Below are 21446 nucleotides of genomic sequence, written 5' to 3'. Positions count from 1 at the left end.
GGAAAGGCGGGGCTTTATTCATATTCTGTACAGATAACGGCCTAGTGACACACGGAGCTTCAGCCCATCGCCAAGGGAAAAACCTGGCCCCGGTGCGTGTGGTATACTGGAGGGGTGAGCTACGACGCTTCCGCCATTAAGGTGCTCAAAGGCTTGGAGGGGGTGCGCCACCGCCCCGCCATGTACATCGGCGGCACGGGGGTGGAAGGTTACCACCACCTCTTCAAGGAAATCCTGGACAACGCCGTGGACGAGGCCCTGGCGGGCTACGCCACGGAGATCGTCACCACCTTGAACCCCGACGGCTCCCTCACCGTGGAGGACAACGGCCGGGGCATCCCCGTGGACCTCATGCCCGAGGAGGGGAAACCCGCGGTGGAGGTCATCTACACCACCCTGCACTCCGGGGGCAAGTTTGAAAGCGGGGCCTACAAGGTCTCGGGCGGCCTCCACGGGGTGGGGGCCAGCGTGGTGAACGCCCTTTCCGAGTGGACGGTGGTGGAGGTCTTCCGGGATGGGAAGCACCACCGCATCGCCTTCAGCCGGGGCGAGGTGGCCGAGCCCCTCCGCGTGGTGGGCGAAGCCCCCAAGGGCAAGACGGGCACCCGGGTCACCTTCAAGCCCGACCCCGAAATCTTCGGCTCCTTGGCCTTTGACCCGAGCAAGATCCGGGCCCGCCTCCGGGAGGTGAGCTACCTGGTGGCGGGGCTCAAACTGGTCTTCAAAGACCTCCAGCACGGCAAAGAGGAGGTCTTCCTGGACAAGGGGGGCGTGGCCTCCTTCGCCAAGGCCTTGGCGGAAGGGGAGGAACTCCTCTACGAGAAGCCCTTCCTCATCCGGGGCCAGGAAGGGGAGGTGGAGGTGGAGGTGGGCCTCATCCACACCAAGGGCTACACGGCGGAGATCCTCACCTACGCCAACATGATCCCCACCCGAGACGGGGGGACCCACCTCACCGCCTTCAAGTCCGCCTACAGCCGGGCGCTAAACCAGTACGCCAAGAAGGCGGGCCTCAATAAGGACAAGGGCCCCCAGCCCACGGGGGACGACCTCCTGGAGGGCCTTTACGCCGTGGTGAGCGTGAAGCTCCCAAAGCCCCAGTTTGAAGGGCAGACCAAGGGGAAGCTCTTAAACCCCGAGGCGGGAAGCGCCGTGAACCAGGTGGTCTACGAGAGGCTCTTGGAGGTCCTGGAGGAAAACCCCCGCATCGCCAAGACCCTCTACGAGAAGGCCCAGCGGGCGGCCCAGGCCCGGGAGGCGGCCCGGAAGGCCCGGGAACTGGTGCGCCGGCAAAACCCCCTGGAGTCCGACGACCTCCCCGGCAAGCTCGCCGACTGCCAGACGGAAAACCCCGAGGAAGCGGAGCTTTTCATCGTGGAGGGGGACTCCGCCGGCGGAAGCGCCAAGCAAGGCCGGGACCGCCGCTTCCAGGCCATCCTGCCCCTTAGGGGAAAGATCCTCAACGTGGAGAAGGCGGGGCTATCCAAGGCCCTTAAAAACGCCGAGGTGCGGGCCATGGTGGCGGCCATCGGGGCGGGGATCGGGGGCACGGGGGACGAGGCCCACTTTGACCTGGAGGGGCTCCGCTACCACAAGATCATCATCATGACCGACGCCGACGTGGACGGGAGCCACATCCGCACCCTCCTCCTCACCTTCTTCTACCGCTATATGCGCCCCCTCATTGAGCGGGGCCACGTGTACATCGCCCAACCTCCCCTTTACCGCCTTCAGGTGGGGAAAAGGGTGGAATACCTCTACTCCGAAGAGGAGCTCGCGGAGCGCCTCAAGGAACTGGAGGGTAAAAACTACGAGGTGCAGCGCTTCAAGGGCCTGGGGGAGATGAACCCCGAGCAGCTTTGGGAAACCACCATGAACCCGGAAAAGCGGGTCCTGAAAAGGGTGGAGCTCCAAGACGCCCTGGAAGCCAGCGAGCTCTTTGAGAAGCTCATGGGCCAGGACGTGGCCCCCAGGCGGGACTTCATTGAGGAGCACGCCCGCTACGCCGAGCTGGACATCTAAATGCAAGCCTGGCTGGATGAGGCGGTGGCCCGGCTCCTGGAGCGGGGCCGCCTCCTCCTTAAGGCCTACCCTGGGGCGGGCAAGAGCACCCTTTTCCCCCTAAAGCTCCTGGAAGTCCTACCCGGCCGCATCCTCCTCTTTGAGCCCCGGCGGGTGGCGGCACGGGCGGTGGCGGCCCGGCTTGCGGAGAACCTGGGGGAGCCCCTGGGCAAGCGCGTGGGCTACCGGGTGCGCCTGGAAAGCCGGGAAAGCGCGGAAACCCGGCTCCTGGTCATGACGGAAGGCCTCCTCATCCAGCGCCTTCTGGAAGACCCGGCCCTGGAAGGGGTTTCCGCCGTCCTCCTGGACGAGGCCCACGAGCGCCACTTGGAAGGCGACCTGGCCCTGGCCCTCCTCCTCCGCATCCAGGAAACCCTGCGGCCCGACCTCAAGTTGGCCCTCCTCACCGCCACCCCCGACCCCGACCTGGAGCGGGCCCTGGCGGGGGCTACCCTAAGCGTGGAGGGGGAGGCCCACCCCTTGGAGATTCTCCACCTGGATCGGCCTCCCGAGGGCCCCCTCGAGGCCCTGGCCGCCCGCTACGCCCGGAGGGCTTTTTTGGAAGGGGAAGGGGACGTCCTGGTCTTCCTGCCGGGCAAGAGGGAGATCGAAAGGACGCAGAGGCTCCTCGCCGACCTCCCCGCCTTCCCCCTCCACGGGGGGCTTCCCTTGGCGGAGCAGGCGGCCCTCCTCAGGCCCGGCCCCCGGAAGATCGTCCTGGCCACGGACGTGGCGGAAACCAGCCTCACCCTACCCGGGGTGCGGGCGGTGGTGGACACGGGGCTCGCCAAAAAGCCTCGCTTTGACCCCAGGACGGGCCTCACCCGGCTGGTCCTCGCCCGCATCCCCGAGGACTCCGCCCGGCAGCGGGCGGGCCGGGCCGGACGGCTTGGCCCGGGGAGGGTGTACCGCCTTTACCCCCAAGGCCCCTTCCCCCCGAAGCGCCCCGAGATCCTGGAGGCCGACCTCGCCCGGGCGGTGCTCCTGGCCCAGGCCTTCGGGGAACGGCTAGAAGACCTCCCCCTCCCCACCCCACCCCCCAAGGGGGCCCTGGAGGCCGCCTGGGCCCTTCTCCGCCTCCTGGGGGCGGTGGAGGGGGGGCGCCTCACCCCCCTGGGCCAGGCCATGCTCCGCCTCCCCACCCACCCTCGCCTGGCCCGCATGGCCCTGGAGGCCAAGGCCCATGGCCTCCTCCCTTTGGCCGCGGACCTCATCGCCCTCCTGGAGGAGCCCGACCCCTTGGCGGGGGAAGTGGACCTCCTCCTGCGGCTTGAAGGCCTCCTCCAAGCCCGAAGGGAAAGGCGGGGGCCCTTTTTGGGGGTGGAGCGGGTTTCGGCCCTATGGCGGAGGCGGCTCGGGGCCGAGGCCCTCACAAGCCTCCCCCACCCCGAGGCGGTGGGGCGGCTCCTCCTTGCCGCCTACCCCGACCGGGCGGCGGAGCGGGTGGGGCCCGGGCGCTACCGGCTTTGCACCGGCCCCCTCTTGCGCTTGAAAGGGGATGGCCCCCCTTATCTGGTGGCGGTGGGGGCGGAGCTTTCCCAAGGGGAAGGGCGCCTTCTCCTCTATGCCCCCCTAGCCCGGGAGGACCTCCTGGAGCGGTCCGGGGTGGAGGCCTTTAGCGGTTGGGAAGGGGGGCGGCTACGGGGGTACTTGGAAAGGCGGTACGGGGCCATCCTCCTGGAGCGGGTTCCCGTGGACCCCGGGCCACCCACCCCGAAAGAGCTCCAAGAAGCCTTCAAGGAAGGCCTTCCCCTGCCCGAGGAGGCGCGGCAGGTGCTCCTCCGCTTAGCCTTCCTCCGGGCCCACGGGGTGGAGGTGCCGGCCCTGAGCGAGGCGGCCCTCCTCCAGGACCTCACCTGGCTCCTCCCCTGGGTGGAGGGGGTGAGGGAGAAGGAAGCCTTGGCCCGCCTGCCTTGGAAGGAGATCCTCCTCGGGCTTTTGGGGGAGGCGAGGGGGGTCCTCGAGGCCCTGGCCCCCGAGGCCATCCTCCTACCCTCCGGCAAGCGCAAGCGCCTCCGCTACCGGGAAGGCACCCCGCCCCTCCTCTCCCTCCTCATCCAAGAGGCCTTCGGCCTCAGGGAAACCCCGAGGGTGCTGGGAGGAAAGGTCCCGGTGGCGGTGGAGCTCCTCTCCCCCGCCCGCAGGCCGGTGCAGGTGACCCAGGATCTTAAGTCCTTCTGGGAAAAACGCTACCCCGAGGTGCGGCGGGAGCTCATGCGCCGCTACCCCAAGCACCCGTGGCCGGAGCGCCCCTAAAAAGCTCCGCCCGGAACCCCCGCTCCCGCGCCCGCGCCACCCAAAGGGGGTTATCGTCCAGGTAAAGGGCCTCTTCCCCCAAGGCGGCCACCGCCGAGGCCAAAGCCTCTAGCTTATTCGGGTGGAAGAAGGCGGAAAGCCCCTCCGGAGGGGGCAGGTCGGAAACCAGGTAAAAGGGCGTGGGAAAGGCCAGGGGCCTGGGCACAAAAGCCTTGGGGTAGAGCTTTGCGGCGCCCGGGAAAAGGGCTTCCAAAACCCCCGGGCCTTCCTCCTTGAGGCGGGGAAGGAGGTCGTAGAAGGCCTGGGAAACGTAAAAGGAGCTCTCCCCGCTGGCCTCGGCGAGAAGCCGGATCAGGCGGGGCTCCACCGGCTCGCAGTAAACCCCGGAGAGGTCCAGGAGGTAGACCACCTTCCCAGGGTACCGCCAAAGGGCTTATACTCGGTGCAAAAGGAGGAAGGGCATGGAGCTTTTCAGCGAGGCTTGGGCCAAGGCGTACTGCGAGAAGCTTTCCCAAAGCGAGGCCTACCGCAAGGCGGCGGCCGATTGGGAAGGCTCCTTGGCCCTAAGCGTCCGCCCCGACCCCCAGGCGGGCCTGCCCCGGGGGGTGGCGGTGGTCCTGGACCTTTGGCACGGGGCCTGCCGGGGCGTGCAGGTGGTGGAAGGGGAAGCGGGGGCGGACTTCGTGATTGAGGCCGACCTCGCCACCTGGCAGGAGGTCTTGGCGGGCAGGCTGGAGCCCCTCACCGCCCTCATGCGGGGGTTTTTGGAGCTTAAAAAGGGCTCCCTCGCCGCCTTGGCCCCCTACGCCCAAGCGGCCCAGGAACTGGTGAAGGTGGCGCGGGAGGTGGCGTGAAGGCGGTGGTGTACCAGGGGCCCTTCCAGGTGGCGGTGGAAGAGGTCCCGGAGCCCAAACTGGAGGCGGAAACCGACGCCATCGTGGAGGTGGAGCTCGCCGCCATCTGCGGCTCGGACCTCCACATCTACCACGGCAAGATCGCCGGGGTCTTGCCCGGCACCATCCTCGGCCACGAGTTCGTGGGGCGGGTGGTGGAGAAGGGCCCCCTGGTGCCCTTCGCCTTGGGGGAACGGGTGGTGGGGAGCTTCCAGGTGGCCTGCGGGGACTGCCCCGCCTGCCGCAAGGGCCGCTTCTTCGCCTGCCTTAAGGGGGGCGTCTACGGCTTTGGCCTGGCCCTGGGCAACCTGCAAGGGGCCCAGGCCGAGCGGGTGCGGGTCCCCTTCGCCCGCACGAGCCTGTTCCCCATCGGAGACCTGCCGGCGGAGGAGGCCATCCTAGCGGGGGACATCCTCACCACCGCCTACGGGGGGGTGAGGCCCTTTTTGGAGCCGGGGACGAGCGTGGCGGTGGTGGGGTCGGGGCCCGTGGGCCTCATGGCCCAGATGGTGGCCCACGCCCTGGGAGCGGGGATGGTCTACGCCATAGACCCGGAGGAAAGCCGCCTGGAAAAGGCTAGCGCCTTGGAAAGCCTCCCCCTGAACCCCAAGGCGGAAGACCCCGTGGCCCGGCTGCGCAAGGAGACGGACGGCCTGGGGGCCGATCTGGTGGTGGAGGCGGTGGGCGGGGACGGGGAGGCGTTGCGCCTCGCCTTCCGCCTGGTGGGGCCCGGGGGCGTGGTGTCCAGCCTAGGGGTGCCCACGGCGGAGAAGGTGGACTACCCGTGGCTTTCCGCCTTCAGCCGCGGCATCACCTTCCGGAGCGCCTTGGCCAACATCCCCCGCTACATCGGCGAGGTCCTGGCCCTGCAGAAGACGGGGCGGCTCAAGGGGCGCTTCGTCTTCAGCCACCGCCTGCCCCTGGAGGAGGCGGCGGAAGGCTACCGCCTCTTCCACGAGCGCCGGGCCACCAAGGTGGCCTTGGTGCCCTAAAAACAAACCCTCCGCCCCCTCGGGCGGCTCCTTTCCCGTCTGACTCCCTTACTTCTTAGTTTACCACGCTTTGCCGATATGTAAAGTGCTATGCAATAAAACCCCGCCCAAACGGGTTTCCTCCGGGGTCTGGTCCGGCTTTTTGTATAGGTTCCAGGGCGAATGTGCCCTTTTGCCCCCCTTTCGCAGAACCTCCCCGCTAGCCTGAGGGGAAAGGAGGTGGTCCATGCGGTACCTGGTGGTGGCCCACCGCACCGCCAAAAGCCCCACCTTGGCGGCCAAGCTCCGGGAAATCCTGGCCCAAGACCCCGAGGCCCGGTTCACCCTGCTGGTGCCCGCCGTGCCCCCGCCGGGCTGGGTGTACGAGGAGGAAGAGGTGAAAAGGCGGGCGGAAGCCGAGGCCCAGGCGGCCAAAGCGGCTTTAGAGGCTCAGGGCATCCCCATCGCCGAGGCCAAGGCGGGGGACGTCTCCCCCCTCCTCGCCCTCGAGGAGGAGCTCGCCGCCCACCCGGGGGCCTACCAGGCCATCGTCCTCGCCACCTTGCCCCCGGGGCTTTCCCGCTGGCTCAGGCTGGACGTGCACACCCAGGCGGAGCGCTTTGGCCTGCCGGTGATCCACGTGATCGCCCCGGAGTAGTCTGGGCCGCTTCTCATCCTAGAGGCATATACTTGGCCCGGTGCTGGGCCGTTATGTCCTCAAGGAACTCCTGGTTCCCTACCTGGTGGGAGTGCTCCTCTTCGTGGCCCTCCTCACCTTTGACCTCCTTTCTAGCCTCTCGGGGGTCCTCCTGAGCCGGGGCGCGGGGGCCGAAGCCATCCTCCGCCTCATCCTCCTCCGCCTTCCCTGGACGCTCAGCCTGGCCCTGCCCTTGGGCCTCGTCTTCGCCCTATTGGTGGGGCTATCCCGCCTCATCCGCCAGTCCGAGCTTAAGGCGGCCTACGCCGGGGGGGTGCCGCCCTTGGCCCTTCTCCGCCCCCTCCTCCTCGTGGCCCTCCTGGTGGCCCTGGTGAACCTGGCCAACCTGGCGGAGGTGCGGCCAAGGGCCCTCGAGGCCTACGATGCCCACCTCTCCCGCCTCCTCTACGGGGAAGGAACCCTTAGCGGGGTGTTGCGCAGGGAGCTTTACGCCCCCCCGGGCCTCGGCGTGTACTACGCCGAGGAAATCCGCCCCGAAGGGAGGGCGAACCGCCTCTATGGGGTGAGGGTGGTGGACGAAAAGGGCCGGGTCTATAGCGCCCAGGAAGGGGTCTGGGACGAGGAGGGCTGGCACCTGAAGGGCTACGTGCTGGAGGGGAAAACCCCCAAACCCTTCCAAGGCACCCTCCCCTTTCCCGCCCAGTTCCGCCCCAAGGAAAGCCTGGGCTCCCGCGACCCCTACGACACCTCCACGCTCGGGGAGCTTTGGGAGCGGGGCAAGGTGGAGGTGTCCGCCCGCTTCGCCCTGCACCGCCGCCTGGCGGACGCCCTCGGGGCCCTTTTCCTGGGCTGGGTGGCGGCGGCCTTGGGCCTTTCCTTCCGGGAGGCGGCCTGGGCCTTCTTGGCCGTGGTCCTCCTCATCTTCGGCTACTACGTGCTCTGGACCCTCTCCGCCCAGCTCGCCCGCTACGATGTGAGCCCCTTACTGGCCCACCTGCCCAACCTGGTCTATGGGGCCTTGGCCCTTCTCCTCACCTGGAGGCTACGGTGAAGACCCTAGACCGCTACCTCCTGCGGGAAGCCTTAGGCCTCTTCGGCCTGGGCCTCCTCTTCATCGTCCTCCTCTTCCTGGCGGGGGCGGTCTACGAGGTGCTGGCCCCCCTGGTGGCCAAGGGGGCGGACCCCTACACCCTCCTCGCCTACCTCCTCTACCGCACCCCCGAGGCGGTGGCCCGGGGGGCCCCGGTGGCCTACCTCTTCGCCCTCTTGCTCCTCCTCTCCCGCATGGCGGAGGACTCGGAGCTCAAGGCCCTCCTGGCCCTCGGGGTGGGGCGGGGGCGGGTGCTCCTGCCCCTCCTCCTCCTGGGCGGGGGGATCGCCCTTTTCACCTTCCTCCTGGGGGAAAGCCTGGTGCCAAGGGCCCTCGCCCAGGGGCAGGACCTCCTTAGGCGGCAGGTCCTGGAAAGGCCCCGCGCCCTCCTGACCCCGGGGGCCACCTTCCAGGACGCCAGGGGGCGGGTGGTGTACGTGGGGGAGGTGGCCGGGGATCGGATCGGGAAGCTCAGGGTGGTGTCCCGGGAGGAGGTCCTCTTGGCGGAACGGGGAAGCTTCCAAGGGGGGGTGCTCCGGGTGGAGGGGGGAAAGCGCCTCACCTACGAGGGGGACCGCCCCCGCACCCTCACCCGCTTCCGGGAGGGGGAGCTGGTGCTTCAGGACCTCACCTTTGAGCCCTGGCAGAACCCCGCGAACCGAATGACCCTGGCGGAGCTCCGGCAGGAGGTGGCGCGGCTTAGGGCCCAGGGGGTGCGGGCGGGCCTCGAGGCCACCACCTACTACCGCCGCTTCGCCGAGCCCCTGGCCGCCCCCGTCTTCGCCCTCTTCGCCGTGGGGCTCGCCTTTTACCTCCTCGGGGGAAGCCGGAGCCTGGGGCTTGTGGGGGTGGCGGTCCTCACCTTCCTCTACTACGCCACCTGGAGCGTGGCCCGCATCATGGGGGAGCAAAGCGCCCTAAATCCCCTCCTCGCCGCCTGGGGGCCGAACCTCCTCTTCTCGCTTTTGGCCCTCCTTCTCTTCCTGGGAGGTAGGCGGTGAGGTGGGTTCTTTTCCTCCTCCTCTTCCTCCTTCCCGCCTGGGCCCAGGAGGAAAACGTCCTCAAGGTCCTGGAGGCGGAAAGGCTGGAGCTTCGGGAGGAAGGGGGCGAGGAGGTCTACGTGCTGGTGGGTAGCCCCGTGCGGCTGGAGCGGAACGGGGAGACCCTAGAGGCGGAGCGGGTCACCTACTTCCGCGCCCGGAGGCTTTTGTACCTCTCGGGGAAGGTGCGCTACCGGGACCAAGAAGGCCGCCTCATAGAGGCGGAGGAGCTTCAGGTGGACCTGAAGGACGAAAGCTTTGACGCCCTAACCGTGCGCATAGAGGCCAAGGACCTCCTCCTCACCGGGCCCCTCTGCCAAAGGGCGGCGGGGGCCATCCTCCTGGAAAGGGGTTACGCCACCCCTTGCGCTTCTTGTGGGCAGGAGGTGCCCGACTACGCCTTCCGCGCCCGGGAGATCGTCCTCTACCCAGGGGACCGGGTGGTGGCCCGGGGGGTGGTGCTCCTTTGGCGCGAGGAGCCCCTTTTGGAGCTTCCCGTCCTCCTTTACCTTTCGGAAAGGCGGCCCCGCCTCGAGGTGGGTCAGGACGAGGGGGGGTTCTTCTTCAAGGCCGACCTGCCCTACGTGGCCGCCTTCGGCCTTGGCTACACCCTCTTCCGCTACTACCAGGGCCGGGGCTTTGGCCTTGGCTTTGACCACGTGGGGGTGGGGGAGGCCAAGGAGCACTACTTCTTCCTCCACACCCCCCCAGACACCTTCCAGTACCGGGGGGAGTACAGCCTAAAGCGGCGGGAGTTTTCCCTCACCGCCCTCCTGGAGCGGGACGATACCCGGGAGAAGCTTTCCCGCTTCCGCCTGGAGGCCCTTCTTCCGGGAAGCCCCACGCCCCAGGACTGGCGCTACGCCCTACGGCTAGAGGGCTTCTTGGACCACGACGAGGCCACCCCGCCCCCCCGCACCCTCCAACGCCTCCCCGAGCTGGAGGTCCAGTCCCCCACCTTCCGGGAAGGCCCCTTTAGCCTCCAGGCAAGCCTCCTCCTGGGCCGCTACTTGGCGGAGACCAACCCCCTAAACCGCTCCGCCCGGGCCCTTGGGCCCTACGCCGAGGCGGCAAGGGCCCTTTTCGCCCACGCGGAAAGCCTCGCCCTCGCCCCTTGGCCTGGGGCGAGCCTGCGGGTGGAAAACCGCTTCCGGGGCTTTTACTACACCACGCAAAACCCCGACGGCGAATACGAGCGGCAGGTGGACTGGACCACGAGCCTAAGCCTGCGCCAAGCCCTCGGGGGCTTCAGCCTGGAAGCGGCCTACCAAAGGAGCGTCCAAGAAGGGGAAAGCCCCTTCCGCTTTGACGCCCTGCCCACCCGGAAAAACCACCAAGCCACCTTGGGCCTGGGCTTCCAGGAAAGGCCCCTCTTCCTCAACCTCAAAGGGGGACGGGACCTGGAGGGGAATAGGTACTTGCCCCTCGAGGCGGAGGCCCGGCTCCAGGACCAGGGCTATACCCTACGGCTCTACCACAAGCGGGGCCTGGAGGGGGAAGGCCCTTTGGAAACCCAAGGGGAGGCAAGCCTCACCCCCTACCCCTTCTCCTTCCGGGCAAGCCTCCGCTACGACCACACCAAGGCCCTCTTTGACCCCCTCACCCTCCAAGGGGCCTACGCCCTCCCTGCGGGAAGCCTCTCCCTCACCCACCGCCACGGCCTGAACGGGGAAGGGGCCCTCACCAGCGACCTCACCTTCTCCCTCAGGGAAAGCCTCACCGCCTACACCCTCCAGGCGCGCCGGGACTGGCAAAAGGACACCCTCGCCCTCCAGGGCCAGGCTATTCTGGGGCCCCAAAGCCTCTCCCTCCAAGCCAACCTGGACCGGGAGGCCTTGGCCTACGCCCTCGGCTTCCGCGCCGGGGTGGCCCCGGGGCCCCTCCTAGACCTCCTCCTTTCCGGCCGCTTCCAGGAGGGCCTTCGGGGAACCAACCTCCGCCTTTCCCTCTCCCAGGCCATGCCCGAGGCAGGCTTTCGCTTCGCCGCCAACCTGCACCTCCCGGAAGTGGAGGACCGGGACGTTTACCTGAAGGACGCCACCTTCAGCGGCGGGGTGGAGCTTTGGCCGCCCATCCCCCTGGACGAGGGCGTGTTGCCGGGGCTTTCCCTTTCGGGAAGCCTCTCCTACCTCCGCCAGCCCACGCGGCCCGAGGGCTACACCCTGGCCCTCCGGAGCTTCGGCCCCACCCTCACCTTCCTGGGCCGGGAGAACACCAAGCTGCACCTGGCCGCCCTTCTCACGCAAAACCTGCCGGGGGAGGCGCTAAGGCCCAAGTTCGTCCTCACCCTGGACCGCTGCTGCTGGGCCCTTCGCTACACCCTGGACGCGGCCAAGGGCGAGGTGCGCCTGGCCTTCCTCTACGGGGGCCAGGCGGCGGAGGTGCTCATGGACGAAGAAGGCGTGCGCTTGGGAGGTCTGCCGTGAGAAAGTCCCTCTTCCTCTTGGCCCTCTTCCTTTCGGCCTGTACGGGAAGCCAAGAACCTCCCTTGCCCGCCCTGGTGGCCGCGGGTGGGGGGGATGCGGTGCGCTTCTACCGCGCCGCCGACCTGCAATCAGGAGGGTCCACACCCGTGGAGACTTGGAGCGCGCCCACCCTGCAAGACCTGGCCTACAGCAACGCCTTCCAAAGGCTTTTCCTCCTCTTCCCCGACCGCCTCGAGGCCTACTCCACGGCGGGCTTCACGGAAAGCGCCGCCCCCCAGGGCAGCCCCACCACCGCCCTCCTGGGGGTGGACTGCACGGGGGGCTACCTGCGCCTGGGTGCCAACCAAGCCTTGGTCCACTGCCCAAACGCCCGCCGGGCCTTCCTCTTCCCCCTTCCCGACCTGGGAAGCCCCACCGAAGCCGACCTTACTGGGCTTCCTTCCGGGGTACGCCTCGCCCTCTTTCCCCAAGGGGGGGTAGACCTCTTGGCCTACCTCGCGGAAAACGCCTTGGGCTACCGCCCCGCCACAGACCCCACGGGCACCCCCTCCCAAGAGGTTTCCCTCCCGAGCCTCACCCCCACCGAGCTCCGCCTGGACCCGGGGGGTAGGCTCCTGGGGGCGGGGTACACGACCACGGACACCCTTTTCCTCGCCTGGAACGGGGCGCAGAACCCTTCCTCCCAAAGCCTAGGGCTCTACGTGGGCCCCGTCCGCCTGGCCCTGGACCCCGCGCAAGGGCTAGTTGCCTTTGGCGGAGGCTTCCGGGTCCTCGCCCCTCGGGACTCGGGGGCGCGGAACACCTACGCCGCCTACACCGCCGCCACCGTGGGCCAGGACGGCTACCTTTACCTGGCCCGGGGGGGCGTTTTGGAGGTCTACGACCTCCAGCAAAACCCCTTGCCCTCCTACCCGCAGGCGAGCCCCTCCTTGGGCTTTAGTCCGCAGGCCCTGGCCTTCATCCCCGTAGAATGAGGCCATGCTGCAAGGAAAAGCCTTTTTGGTCACCGGCGCAGGAGGGGCATTGGCCCGGGCCCTCATCCCCGCCCTGCACGGGGCGGGGGCTAGGCTCTATCTCTCTGACCCCCGGCCCGAGCGCATGGCGGAAAGGGCCCAAGCGGTGGGGGGCAAGACCTTCGTGGCCGACCTCACCCGCCTCGAGGAGGCCGAGGCTCTGGCCCGCTTCGTGGAGCGGGAAGCGCCCCTCTACGGCGCCGTCCACACCGTGGGAGGCTTCGCCGCCGGGCGCTTCTTGGACTCCGACCCCGGCCTTTACGACTGGATGCTGGACCTAAACCTCCGCACCACCTACAACCTCCTCCGGGCGGTCCTCCCCTACATGGAAAGGCGGGGGGAAGGCTTCTTCGCCGCCATCGCCGCCGGTCCCGCCTGGAGCGGGGCGGGCCCCGGAAGGGCTCTTTACACCATGGCCAAAACCGCCCTGGCGAGCCTCCTCAAGTCCCTCCAAGGAGAGGTGGAGGGAGTGCGCTTCCTGGTGGTCTACCCCATGGGCACCCTGGACACCGAGGCCAACCGCCGGGCCATGCCCGAGGCGGACCCCCGCCGCTGGATCGCCCCCGAGCTGGTGGCGGAGGCCATCGTCCAGGCCGCCGCGGCTAGGGGCGGGAGGTTTTTGGAGCTTCCCATCTACCCGCCCCTTTAGCCCCGAAGAAGGCCCCCAAGGCGTCCGCCACCAGGTCCAGGCCGAAGGCCTCCCGGCCGGGGACGAAGCTTTGGTGGTACTCGTCCACCACCCCGTAGAACGCGGCGCCGAGGAAGGCCCAGGAGAAGCGGCCCAGGCCGAGGCGGAGGAGGAGGCCCAAAAGGGCGTAGGCCAGGAAGTGGGCCCCCTTGTCCCAAGGGTGGGGAAGCCCAAGCCCCGTCTGGGGCTGGTCCGAAAGCCACCAGAGGAGGCCCATGTGGGCCAGGGCTAAGGCGAGGAACAAGGGGCGCACTAGACCTCCACCAACTCCCAAAGCACCCCCAGGCCAAAGGAAGGGTGGAGGAAGGCCACCTTGTGCCCCCCAAAGCCGGGGCGGGGGAGCTCGTCAATAAGCTTCGCCCCCTGCTCCTTGAAGCGGGAAAGCTCCCGGGCCACGTCCTCCACGGCGAAGGCCAGGTGGTGGAGGCCCGGGCCCCGCTTGGCCAGGAAGCGCCCCACGGGGGTTTCCGGGCCTAAGGGGGCGAGGAGCTCCAAAAGCGCCTCCCCTTCTCCCCCAAGGAGGGCCACCCGCACCCCTTGCGCAGGGACCTCCCCTTCCGCCACCACCCGGCAGCCCAAAAGGAGGTAGCGGGCCTTGGCCGCCTCCAGGTCCTCCACGGCGATGCCCACGTGGTGAAGCCGCATGGGCCTATTCTAGCCCCTCCAGGAGCGCCCTCGCCGCCTGGCGCCCGGTGAAGAGGCACCCCCCGAGGAAGGTGCCCTCCAGGGCCTTGTAGCCGTGGAACCCCCCGCCCCCAAACCCCGCCGCCTCCCCCACGGCGTAAAGCCCAGGCAAGGGCTCCCCCTTGGGGGTGAGGGCCCGGGCCTTGAGGTCCGTCTGGATGCCCCCCAGGGTCTTGCGGGTGAGGGTCCAAAGGCGCACCGCCACCAAGGGGCTTTTCCCCGAGAGGAAGGGGGCGGGCTTGGCCACGCGGAAAAGCCTGTCCCCACGGTAGCGGCGGAAGGTGTGGAGGGCGAGGACCTGGCCGTCCTTGGCGAAGGGGTTTAAAAGCTCCAGGTCCCGGGCCCGGAGTTCCGCCTCGAGGCGCACGGGGTCCAAAACCCCAGGAGCCAGGGCGTCCATCTTCCGCAGGAGGTCGGAAAGGTGCTCCGCCACCAAAAAGTCCTTGCCCCGCTCCAAGAAGGCCCGCACGGGAGCGCTGGGCCCGAGGAGGCGGTTTTTCACCACCTGGAGCCAGCTCCTCCCGGTGAGGTCCGGGTTCTGCTCCGAGCCCGAAAGGGCGAACTCCTTCTTCAGGGTGCGCAGGTCCAGGATAAACCAACTCCAGTCAAAACCGGTTTGGCGCAGGTGGCGCAGGGTTTCCAGGGCGTCAAAACCGGGGAAAAGGGGTGGGGGAAGGCGCTTTCCCGTGGCGTCCACCCAGAGGGCCGAGGGCCCGGGGAGGATGCGGATGCCGTGGTTCGTCCAGATGGGGCTATGGTTCTCCACCCCCTCGGGGTAGTGCCACATGCGGTCCAGGTTGACGAGGCGCGCCCCCGCCCGCTCCGCCAGGAAAAGCCCCGAGCCGTCCACGTGGTTGGGCACGCCGGAGAGCATCCTCCCTGGGGGGTTACCCATGCGCTCGGGCCAATGGCGGCGCACCAGATCCAGGTTGGCCCCTATCCCCCCCGTGGCCAGCACCACCGCCTGGGCGCGGAAGGCGAAGTCCCTTAGGGGCTTGCGGCTCGTGGGAGCTCCCCGGGGCTTGGGGTCCTCCTCCAGGGCCACCCCCGCCACCCCCACCGCCTTTCCCCCTTCCACCAAGACCTCCTCCACCCGGTGGCGGAGGAGGACCCGGAGGCTTCCCGCCTCCCGCAGGGCCTCCGCCCGGCGCAAAAAGGGCTCCAAAAGCCCCGGCCCCGTGCCCCAGACGATGTGGAAGCGGGGCACAGAGTTGCCGTGGCCCGTGGCCAGGCCCCCGCCCCGCTCCGCCCAGCCCACCACCGGGAAAAAGCGCACGCCCAAGGAGGCGAGCCAGGACCGCTTCTCCCCGGCGGCGAAGCTCAGGTAGGCCTGGGCCCAAAGTTGGCCGTAGTGGTCCTCCTCCCGGTGGTAGCCAGCGGCCCCCAGCCAGTCTTGGAAGGCGAGCTCCAAGGAGTCGCGGATGCCAAGCCGGCGCTGCTCGGGGGAGTTCACCAGGAAAAGCCCCCCAAAGGACCAGTAGGCCTGCCCTCCCAGGTGGGGCTCCTGCTCCAGCAAAAGGACCCGCCGCCCCGCCGAGGCCACCTCCGTGGCCACCACCAGGCCGGCGAGCCCCCCGCCCACCACCACCACGTCCGCGTCCATGGCTCGGTGGGGATTATACCAAGTTCAAAGGTCGTACCAGGGGGGTCTTCCCCGGAAAAGCTCCAGCTCCTGGCCCAGCTCCTCCTTGGGGGCGGCCTCGAGGCGGATCACCTGGGGGGGGCAGCTTTCCACGCAGGCCCCACACCCGGTACAGGCCTCCACCTTGAGCTTCAGGGCGTACTCCTCCCCCTCCCGCACCCGGTAGACCGCCCCCGTGGGGCAGACGTTGGTGCAGACCGGGCACAGGGTGCACCCCTCCTCCACCCGGATCCTGGGCCAGGCCACCTCCTCGGCCCGGGAGGCGGCGAGGAGGCGGAGGCGAAGCTCCGCCGGCAAGCCCTTTTCCTCGGGCTCCTGGGGCAGGGGAAGCTCGGGGACGAGATCGGCGGCGGTGCGCTTGGCGCTTCCCAAAAGGGCCTGGAAGAGTTCCCGCCTCCCCACCTTCTCCCCGGGAAGCTCCCCTTGGCGCACCTCCACCTCCACGGGGAAGTAGCGCCGGGCCTCCTCCGCCATCCGCGCGAGGTGCTCGGGGACCGAAGCCCCCCCGATGGGGCAGCGGTCGCAGTCCCCCCGGGCCAGGACCACCCGGCCGAAGCGGCTTCCCGCCTCGGCCAAAAGCCCCGGGGTGAGCCGGCCCAGGCACAGGACCTCCTCCCCCTTCCCCTCCGCCTTGGAGCAGCGGAGCTTCCCCTTTCCCCGGATCAAGGCCTCCTGGATGCCCCCCAAGGGGTACTCCAGGGCGAGGCCGGGGCAGACCCCGGTGCAGAGGCCACAACCCGTGCACAAGACCTCGTCCAGCTCCACCCGCCACCCCTCCAGGCGCACCGCCCCCTTGGGGCAGGCTTGGTAGCACTTGTCGCACCCCCCCACGCTGTTCTTGTAGAGGAGGCAGCGGGCCTCGGTGTAGCGGGGCCTGGGGTCCGTGGCCTTGAGGAAGGCGTTGAGGAGGTTGTCCAAAAGGCCCATCAGCCCTCGAGGAGGTCCCTTATGGCCGCCAAAAAGCGGTCAAACTGGGAGAAGTCCATCTGCTGCTGGTTGTCGGAAAGGGCCACCTTGGGGTTGGGGTGAACCTCCACGTGAACCCCGTCCGCCCCCACGGCCAAGGCCGCCCGGGCCAAGGGGGCGAGGAGGTCCGTGCGCCCGGCGGCGTGGGTCACGTCCACCACCACCGGCAGGTGGGTTTCCTGCTTGGCCAGGGCCACGGCGGAAAGGTCCAGGGTGTTGCGGGTCCAGCGCTCAAAGGTGCGGATGCCCCTTTCCGCCAGGATCACCTGCTCGTTCCCTTGGGAGAGGATGTACTCGGCGGCGTAGAACCACTCCTCCATGGTGGCGGAAAGCCCCCGCTTGAGGAGGACGGGCTTATGGGCGCGGCCCACCTCCTTGAGGAGGGCGAAGTTTTGCATGTTGCGGGCCCCGATCTGGAGGATGTCGGCGTACTCCGCCACCACCTCCACGTCCCGGGTGTCCATGACCTCGGTGACGAAGACCATGCCGAAGGCGTCCGCCGCCTTGCGCCCGAGCCTTAGGCCCTCCAGCCCCAGGCCCTGGAAGCCGTAGGGGCTCGTGCGGGGCTTGAAGGCCCCACCCCGAAGGACCCTCACCCCTCGCCCCGCCAGGAAGCGGGCCGTTTCCATCACCTGCTCCTCCGACTCAATGGAGCAAGGCCCGGCGATGAGAAGGGGCTTCTCCCCGAAGACCACGTCCTTCACCCGCACCTGGGTGGGCTCGGGCTTGTGCTTTTTGGAGTAGAGGAACTTCTTCTGGTCCTGGCGCTCCTCCAGGTCCAGGCTCGCCTGGAAGATCTCCTTAAAGAGCTTGCGGATGGTCTCGTTGGGGAAGGGCCCCGGGTTTTCCGCGGTGAGGTAGGCCAGCATCTCCTCTTCCCGCTTGGGGTCGTAGTGGGGAAGGCCCAACTCGGTCTGGATGCGGCCGATCTCCTGCACCAGCCTCCCCCGCTCGGAAAGGAGGCGCAAAAGCTCCCGGTTCACCCGGTCCACCTCTTTGCGCAAGGCCAGGATGCGCTCGTCCATGGGCTATTCTATGGGGCAAAGCCCCTTATGCCGTCAAGCGGTTTCTTCCTTGGGCCGTTGCCGCTCGGCCAAGCGGGCCACCAGCACCGAGATCCAGTAGAGGACCAGGAGGGGCAGGGTCACGATGGACAAGGACACCACGTCCACCGTGGGGGTGATGACCGCCGCCAGGGTGAGGAGGAGGACCACGGCCACCCGCCAGTTCCGGGCCAAGAAGGCGGAGGAGAGGAGGCCCAGGCGGGCCAAGAGGTAGCTCACCACCGGCATCTCAAAGACCAGGCCCATGACGCTCATCATCATGAGGATCTGGCCCATGTAGCGGCCGATGGAGATCTGGGGGGTGATCACGTCCCCCAAAAAGCCCAAGAGGAAGGGAATGGCGAAGGGCAAAAAGCCGTAGTAGGCGAAAAGGGCTCCCAGGGCGAAGCTAAACCCCGCCCCCAGGAGGAAAGGCCCCGCCAAGCGCTTCTCGTGCTCGTAAAGCCCGGGGGCGATGAAGGCCCAGACCTGGTAGACGATGAAGGGCAAAGCCAGGACGAGCCCGCCAAAGGCGGCCACCTTCAAGGAAACCAGAAAGGGCTCGGTGATGTCCAAGACGATGAGGTTGACCTGGATGCCGTTTTGCTTGGCCGCTAGGTCCAAGGGGCGCTTGAGCCAGTCCAGAAGCTGGACCCGGAAGGTCCAGGCCACCCCGGTGCCCACCGCCCAGGACAAAAGCGCCCAGAGGAGCCGGGCCCTAAGCTCCTCCAGGTGTTCTACCAACGGGGCTTCCTTCAAGCCTTGGGCTCCTCCTTAGCCGCCGGAGCAGGCTTCGCCTCTTCCTTCACCTCCACCGCCTTCTCCAGTTCCTCGCGGATCTCCTGCGCCCCCCGCTTGAACTCCCGGATGCTTTGGCCCAAGGAGCGGCCAAGCTCGGGGAGCTTTTTGGGCCCGAAGATGAGGAGGGCCACCACCAGGATCACCAGGATTTCCGGCATGCCCAGGTTCATAACCCCCAGTTTAGCACCGGGGCTGAAGGGAAAATGAAGCTAGGCTTCCTCCCGCTTCCGCTTGGCGTAGCCCTCGAGGTTCCGCTGCCTGCCCCGGGCCACGGCCAAGGCGTCCTCGGGCACGTCGTGGGTGATGACGCTCCCCGCCCCCACCATGGCCCCATCCCCCACCCTCACCGGGGCCACCAGGACGCTGTTGGAGCCGATGAAGGCCTGCTTGCCGATGAAGGTCTTGTGCTTGCGCTTGCCGTCGTAGTTGGCGGTGATGACGCCGGCCCCGATGTTGGACCCCTCCCCCACCTCCGCATCCCCCAGGTAGGCCAAATGCCCCGCCTTGACCCCGGGGTGAAGGCGGCTATTCTTCACCTCCACGAAGTTGCCCACGTGCACCCCTTCCTCCAGGACCGCCCCTGGGCGGAGCCGGGCGAAGGGCCCGGCATCGGCCCCCCCATGGAGGTGGGCCCCCTGGGCCACGGTGTGGGCCTGGACCTTCGCCCCAGGCTCCAGGATGGTGTCCTCCAAAATGGCATACGCCCCCACCTCGCACCCCTCCCCCACCCGCGTCCGCCCCCTTAGCACCACCCCGGGCCAGAGGGTCACGTCGGGGGCAAGCTCCACGGAAGGCTCCAGGTAGATGGTCTCGGGGAGAACCATGCGCACGCCCCGCTTCATCCACTCGGCGCGGAGCCGGGCCAAAAGAACCCCCTCCACCCGGGCGAGCTCCTCCCGGGTGTTCACCCCGAGGGCCTCCTCCGCCACGCCCCGCACCGCCACCACCTTCTTCCCGTGAGCCCGGTAGATGGCGATGAGGTCGGGGAGGTAGTACTCCTGGGCGGCGTTTTCGTTTTTCACCTCCTTGAGGGCCTGGAAGAGGAAGCCGTCAAAGGCGTAGGCCCCGGCGTTCACCTCCCGGATGGCCTTAAGGGTAGGGGAAGCGTCCTTCTCCTCCACGTTGGCGAGGACCTCCTCCCCTTCCCGGAGGATCCGGCCATAGCCCGTGGGGTTTTCCAATTCCACGGTGAGGAGGGCCATCCCCGCTCCCTCCGCCACCTTGGCCAAAAGGGCCTTAAGGGTCTTTGGGGAAAGGAGGGGGGTGTCCCCCTGGGTCACCAAAAAGGGGCCGGGGAAGTCCTTCAGGAGCGCCTCGGCTTGCAAGAGGGCGTGGGCGGTGCCGAGCTGCGCCTCCTGCCGGGCGATCTCCACCGGGTAGCCCCTTAGGGCCTCCTCCACCAGGGAAGCGCCGTGGCCCACCACCACCACAAGCCTTTCCGGCCCCAAGGCCAAGGCGGTCTCCACGGCGTAAAGGAGCATGGGCTTTCCCAAAAGGAGGTGCAGGACCTTGGGCAGGCGGGACTTCATCCGGGTCCCCTGCCCCGCGGCCAGGATCACGTGGGCGTGCATGGTTCCCATCTTAGCCAACCGATTTCGCCGCCCCCGCCTGGCGGGAAAGCCGCCGGAGCATGTAGAGGGAAAGGAGGATGAGGGGCAGGCTCACCACCTGGGTGGCGGTGAAGAGGCCGATGCCGAGTTCATCGTTGCGGTAGACGGGAAGCCAAAGGGGGTTCAGGCGGAAAGGCTCTTCCAACACCGAGCGGAGGACGCTGTACCAAAGGAGGAAGTTCCAAAAGGCGTAGCCGGGGAAGGGGTTTTTGCGGAGCCAGTAGAGGGAAAGGGGCAGGAGGATCACCCCCACCAAGGCCCCGTAGACCTGGGTGAGGTGGACCGGGCCCCTCACGAGCTCGGCGCACCGGTAGACCTGGGAGATGTCGTCAATCCCCGGGCAGACCCCGGGAAACCCCTTGGCCCACTCCGGCCAGGTGAAGCCAATGGGCAAGGTGGTGAGGCGGCCCACGGTGTCTGAGCCGTTCATGAGGTTCCCGATCCGCCCGGCGATGATCCCCAAGGCCACCCCGGGGGTGGCGGCGTCCAGGTAAGGCCAAAGGGGGTAGCCCTTCCTCCGGTGGTAGTAGAGGAAGACCAAAGCCCCTCCCAAAATGGCCCCGTGGAAGGAAAGCCCCCCGTGCCACACGTAAAGGATCTCCAGGGGATTTTGCAGGAAGTAGCCGGGAGAGGTGAGGACGTAGCCGAGCCTTGCCCCCACCACCCCCCAGACCACCGCCCAAAAGGCCACGGTTTCAAACCGCTCCGCGTCCAATCCCCAGGCCTTCAGGCGGCGCTTGGCCAGTTCAAAGCCGAGGAAGATGGCCAAGGTGAGGAGGAAGCCGTACCACTGGATGCGCAAGGGGCCGATCTGGATCATGGTGGGGTCCATGGTTCACCTCCCCCCCATCAAGGCCATGAGCTCCCGCTCCCCAAAAGCCCCTTCCAAAAGCACCTGGTCTTCCAAGAGGAGGACGGGGACCCGGAAGGTGTAAAGGCGGAAAAGCTCCGGGTCCTGGTCCACGTCCCGGCGCACGTAGGGCACCCCCAGGGTCCAAAGGGCCCTTTCCGCTTTCTCGCAAAGCCCGCACCCCTCGCGGGTGACGAAGACGAGCTCCATGCCCTCAAGCATACGCTAGAAGACCGCCCGGATTACCAGAAGGCCCATGGCCAGGTGGACGAGGACCTTGGCCACCACGCCCCCCATGAGGCCCACCAGGGTGCCCCAGGCCGCCTTCAGGGCCTCCTCCGGCTTCCTGCCCGAAAGGTACTCAAAGAGCCAGGCGAGGAGGAAGGGGAGGACCAAGACCCCCACCACCCCCAGGAAAAGGCCCAGGAGGCCCCCCAAGAAGGCGCCCCAAAGGCCCGCCCGCCCCGCCCCGTAGCGCTTAGCCCCCCAGAGGGCCGCCAGGTTGTCCAGGAGCATGGCCAAAAGGGCCAAGGCCCCGAGGAAAACCCATAGCCCCAGGGAAAGCTCCCGAAAGCCCACGAGGAGCTCGTGCAAAAAGGCGGCCAAGAGGATGACCAAGGTGGCGGGCACGAAGGGTACCAGGGTGAGGAGAACCCCCGCCGCCCAGAGGACCACAAAGAGCCAGTCCGCAAAGGCGTCCACGGGCCAAGCCTAGGGCAAAGGGGGATGAGAAGGACAAGGGACATCCGCCACC

At 68.2% G+C, this 21446-nt stretch carries 22 protein-coding genes; 10 read left to right on the top strand and 12 right to left on the bottom strand.

Translation table 11 applies throughout. The annotated features are described in order from the left end of the window. Positions 1 to 114 precede the first annotated feature (114 nt). Entirely contained in the window at positions 115 to 2022 is a 1908-nt protein-coding gene (locus tag QT17_RS06420) for a DNA topoisomerase subunit B (RefSeq protein WP_039457997.1), read from the top strand. Continuing rightward, positions 2023 to 4317, top strand: coding sequence for an ATP-dependent helicase HrpB (gene hrpB / locus QT17_RS06415; protein WP_039457995.1), 2295 nt, complete (start codon positions 2023 to 2025; stop codon positions 4315 to 4317). It abuts the gene before it with no gap. Here the strand turns inward: hrpB and QT17_RS06410 are convergent. Further along, positions 4274 to 4726 (bottom strand): hypothetical protein, encoded by a 453-nt coding sequence (locus QT17_RS06410; protein WP_052155179.1) that lies wholly within the window; start codon positions 4724 to 4726, stop codon positions 4274 to 4276. The two genes, hrpB and QT17_RS06410, sit on opposite strands and share 44 nt — an antisense overlap. Positions 4727 to 4778: 52 nt before the next feature. Here QT17_RS06410 and QT17_RS06405 point away from each other — a divergent pair, with 52 nt between their 5' ends. From QT17_RS06405 to QT17_RS06370, 8 genes are all read left to right on the top strand, one after another. Beyond that, positions 4779 to 5171 carry an SCP2 sterol-binding domain-containing protein gene (locus QT17_RS06405; RefSeq protein WP_039457993.1) on the top strand — a complete coding sequence of 131 codons (393 nt, stop codon included), beginning with the start codon at positions 4779 to 4781 and terminating at the stop codon, positions 5169 to 5171. Beyond that, positions 5168 to 6202 (top strand): alcohol dehydrogenase family protein, encoded by a 1035-nt coding sequence (locus QT17_RS06400; protein WP_039457989.1) that lies wholly within the window; start codon positions 5168 to 5170, stop codon positions 6200 to 6202. The genes QT17_RS06405 and QT17_RS06400 overlap by 4 nt, the downstream gene beginning before the upstream one ends. Before the next feature lie 226 nt (positions 6203 to 6428). Beyond that, positions 6429 to 6839 carry a hypothetical protein gene (locus QT17_RS06395; RefSeq protein WP_039457988.1) on the top strand — a complete coding sequence of 137 codons (411 nt, stop codon included), beginning with the start codon at positions 6429 to 6431 and terminating at the stop codon, positions 6837 to 6839. A 40-nt stretch (positions 6840 to 6879) separates the two neighbouring features. Beyond that, a complete protein-coding gene (locus tag QT17_RS06390; protein WP_039457985.1) occupies positions 6880 to 7890 on the top strand; it encodes an LptF/LptG family permease in 1011 nt (336 codons plus the stop codon). Continuing rightward, positions 7887 to 8930: an LptF/LptG family permease gene (locus QT17_RS06385; RefSeq protein ID WP_039457983.1), complete on the top strand. Its 1044-nt coding sequence runs from the start codon at positions 7887 to 7889 to the stop codon at positions 8928 to 8930. Before QT17_RS06390 ends, QT17_RS06385 begins: the two co-directional genes overlap by 4 nt. Next, the gene (locus QT17_RS06380) at positions 8927 to 11395 is read left to right on the top strand and encodes a hypothetical protein (RefSeq protein WP_039457981.1); all 2469 of its coding nucleotides are present in this window, start codon (positions 8927 to 8929) and stop codon (positions 11393 to 11395) included. Before QT17_RS06385 ends, QT17_RS06380 begins: the two co-directional genes overlap by 4 nt. Next, complete coding sequence (locus QT17_RS06375; protein ID WP_039457978.1) at positions 11392 to 12369, top strand: hypothetical protein; 978 nt, start codon at positions 11392 to 11394, stop codon at positions 12367 to 12369. Before QT17_RS06380 ends, QT17_RS06375 begins: the two co-directional genes overlap by 4 nt. Before the next feature lie 4 nt (positions 12370 to 12373). Next, entirely contained in the window at positions 12374 to 13057 is a 684-nt protein-coding gene (locus QT17_RS06370) for an SDR family oxidoreductase (RefSeq protein WP_039457976.1), read from the top strand. On the opposite strand, the gene QT17_RS06365 is transcribed toward QT17_RS06370, so the two are convergent. Genes QT17_RS06365 through QT17_RS06315 form a run of 11 tightly spaced genes read right to left on the bottom strand, consistent with a single transcriptional unit; the run spans position 13011 to position 21394 of the window. Then, positions 13011 to 13349: a VanZ family protein gene (locus QT17_RS06365; RefSeq protein WP_039457974.1), complete on the bottom strand. Its 339-nt coding sequence runs from the start codon at positions 13347 to 13349 to the stop codon at positions 13011 to 13013. The genes QT17_RS06370 and QT17_RS06365 overlap by 47 nt on opposite strands. Continuing rightward, a complete protein-coding gene (gene mce, locus QT17_RS06360) occupies positions 13349 to 13741 on the bottom strand; it encodes a methylmalonyl-CoA epimerase (protein WP_039457972.1) in 393 nt (130 codons plus the stop codon). Before mce ends, QT17_RS06365 begins: the two co-directional genes overlap by 1 nt. 4 nt (positions 13742 to 13745) lie before the next feature. After that, complete coding sequence (locus QT17_RS06355; protein ID WP_039457969.1) at positions 13746 to 15383, bottom strand: FAD-binding dehydrogenase; 1638 nt, start codon at positions 15381 to 15383, stop codon at positions 13746 to 13748. Positions 15384 to 15407: 24 nt separating this feature from the next. Beyond that, positions 15408 to 16349 (bottom strand): 4Fe-4S dicluster domain-containing protein, encoded by a 942-nt coding sequence (locus QT17_RS06350; protein ID WP_039457967.1) that lies wholly within the window; start codon positions 16347 to 16349, stop codon positions 15408 to 15410. Continuing rightward, entirely contained in the window at positions 16349 to 17413 is a 1065-nt protein-coding gene (locus QT17_RS06345) for a bifunctional 3-deoxy-7-phosphoheptulonate synthase/chorismate mutase (protein WP_039457964.1), read from the bottom strand. Before QT17_RS06345 ends, QT17_RS06350 begins: the two co-directional genes overlap by 1 nt. Before the next feature lie 33 nt (positions 17414 to 17446). Continuing rightward, a complete protein-coding gene (gene tatC, locus QT17_RS06340) occupies positions 17447 to 18190 on the bottom strand; it encodes a twin-arginine translocase subunit TatC (protein ID WP_039457961.1) in 744 nt (247 codons plus the stop codon). Next, positions 18187 to 18402, bottom strand: a complete 216-nt coding sequence (locus QT17_RS06335; protein ID WP_039457958.1) for a TatA/E family twin arginine-targeting protein translocase — start codon at positions 18400 to 18402, stop codon at positions 18187 to 18189. The genes tatC and QT17_RS06335 overlap by 4 nt, the downstream gene beginning before the upstream one ends. A gap of 39 nt (positions 18403 to 18441) precedes the next feature. Continuing rightward, positions 18442 to 19803 (bottom strand): bifunctional UDP-N-acetylglucosamine diphosphorylase/glucosamine-1-phosphate N-acetyltransferase GlmU, encoded by a 1362-nt coding sequence (gene glmU / locus QT17_RS06330; protein ID WP_039457956.1) that lies wholly within the window; start codon positions 19801 to 19803, stop codon positions 18442 to 18444. Positions 19804 to 19813: 10 nt separating this feature from the next. After that, the gene (lgt, locus tag QT17_RS06325) at positions 19814 to 20662 is read right to left on the bottom strand and encodes a prolipoprotein diacylglyceryl transferase (RefSeq protein WP_152607345.1); all 849 of its coding nucleotides are present in this window, start codon (positions 20660 to 20662) and stop codon (positions 19814 to 19816) included. A 15-nt stretch (positions 20663 to 20677) separates the two neighbouring features. Further along, on the bottom strand, positions 20678 to 20914 hold the full coding sequence (locus QT17_RS06320) for a glutaredoxin family protein (protein ID WP_152607342.1): 237 nt from the start codon (positions 20912 to 20914) through the stop codon (positions 20678 to 20680). A 3-nt stretch (positions 20915 to 20917) separates the two neighbouring features. Beyond that, entirely contained in the window at positions 20918 to 21394 is a 477-nt protein-coding gene (locus QT17_RS06315; RefSeq protein ID WP_039457947.1) for a DUF456 family protein, read from the bottom strand. Positions 21395 to 21446 lie beyond the last annotated feature (52 nt).

Origin of the sequence: Thermus sp. 2.9 (genome assembly GCF_000794385.1) — a bacterium.
Taxonomy (GTDB): Bacteria; Deinococcota; Deinococci; order Deinococcales; family Thermaceae; genus Thermus; species Thermus thalpophilus.
This window is presented reverse-complemented; position numbering and strand designations above follow the sequence as displayed.

Coding starts and splice junctions, on each gene's coding strand:
- hrpB (WP_039457995.1), top strand. CDS start 2,023: ATGCAAGCCTGGCTGGATGAGGCGGTGGCCCGGCTCCTGGAGCGGGGC.
- QT17_RS06405 (WP_039457993.1), top strand. CDS start 4,779: ATGGAGCTTTTCAGCGAGGCTTGGGCCAAGGCGTACTGCGAGAAGCTT.
- QT17_RS06395 (WP_039457988.1), top strand. CDS start 6,429: ATGCGGTACCTGGTGGTGGCCCACCGCACCGCCAAAAGCCCCACCTTG.
- QT17_RS06370 (WP_039457976.1), top strand. CDS start 12,374: ATGCTGCAAGGAAAAGCCTTTTTGGTCACCGGCGCAGGAGGGGCATTG.
- mce (WP_039457972.1), bottom strand. CDS start 13,741: ATGCGGCTTCACCACGTGGGCATCGCCGTGGAGGACCTGGAGGCGGCC.
- QT17_RS06355 (WP_039457969.1), bottom strand. CDS start 15,383: ATGGACGCGGACGTGGTGGTGGTGGGCGGGGGGCTCGCCGGCCTGGTG.
- QT17_RS06350 (WP_039457967.1), bottom strand. CDS start 16,349: ATGGGCCTTTTGGACAACCTCCTCAACGCCTTCCTCAAGGCCACGGAC.
- QT17_RS06345 (WP_039457964.1), bottom strand. CDS start 17,413: ATGGACGAGCGCATCCTGGCCTTGCGCAAAGAGGTGGACCGGGTGAAC.
- QT17_RS06335 (WP_039457958.1), bottom strand. CDS start 18,402: ATGAACCTGGGCATGCCGGAAATCCTGGTGATCCTGGTGGTGGCCCTC.
- glmU (WP_039457956.1), bottom strand. CDS start 19,803: ATGCACGCCCACGTGATCCTGGCCGCGGGGCAGGGGACCCGGATGAAG.
- lgt (WP_152607345.1), bottom strand. CDS start 20,662: ATGATCCAGATCGGCCCCTTGCGCATCCAGTGGTACGGCTTCCTCCTC.
- QT17_RS06320 (WP_152607342.1), bottom strand. CDS start 20,914: ATGCTTGAGGGCATGGAGCTCGTCTTCGTCACCCGCGAGGGGTGCGGG.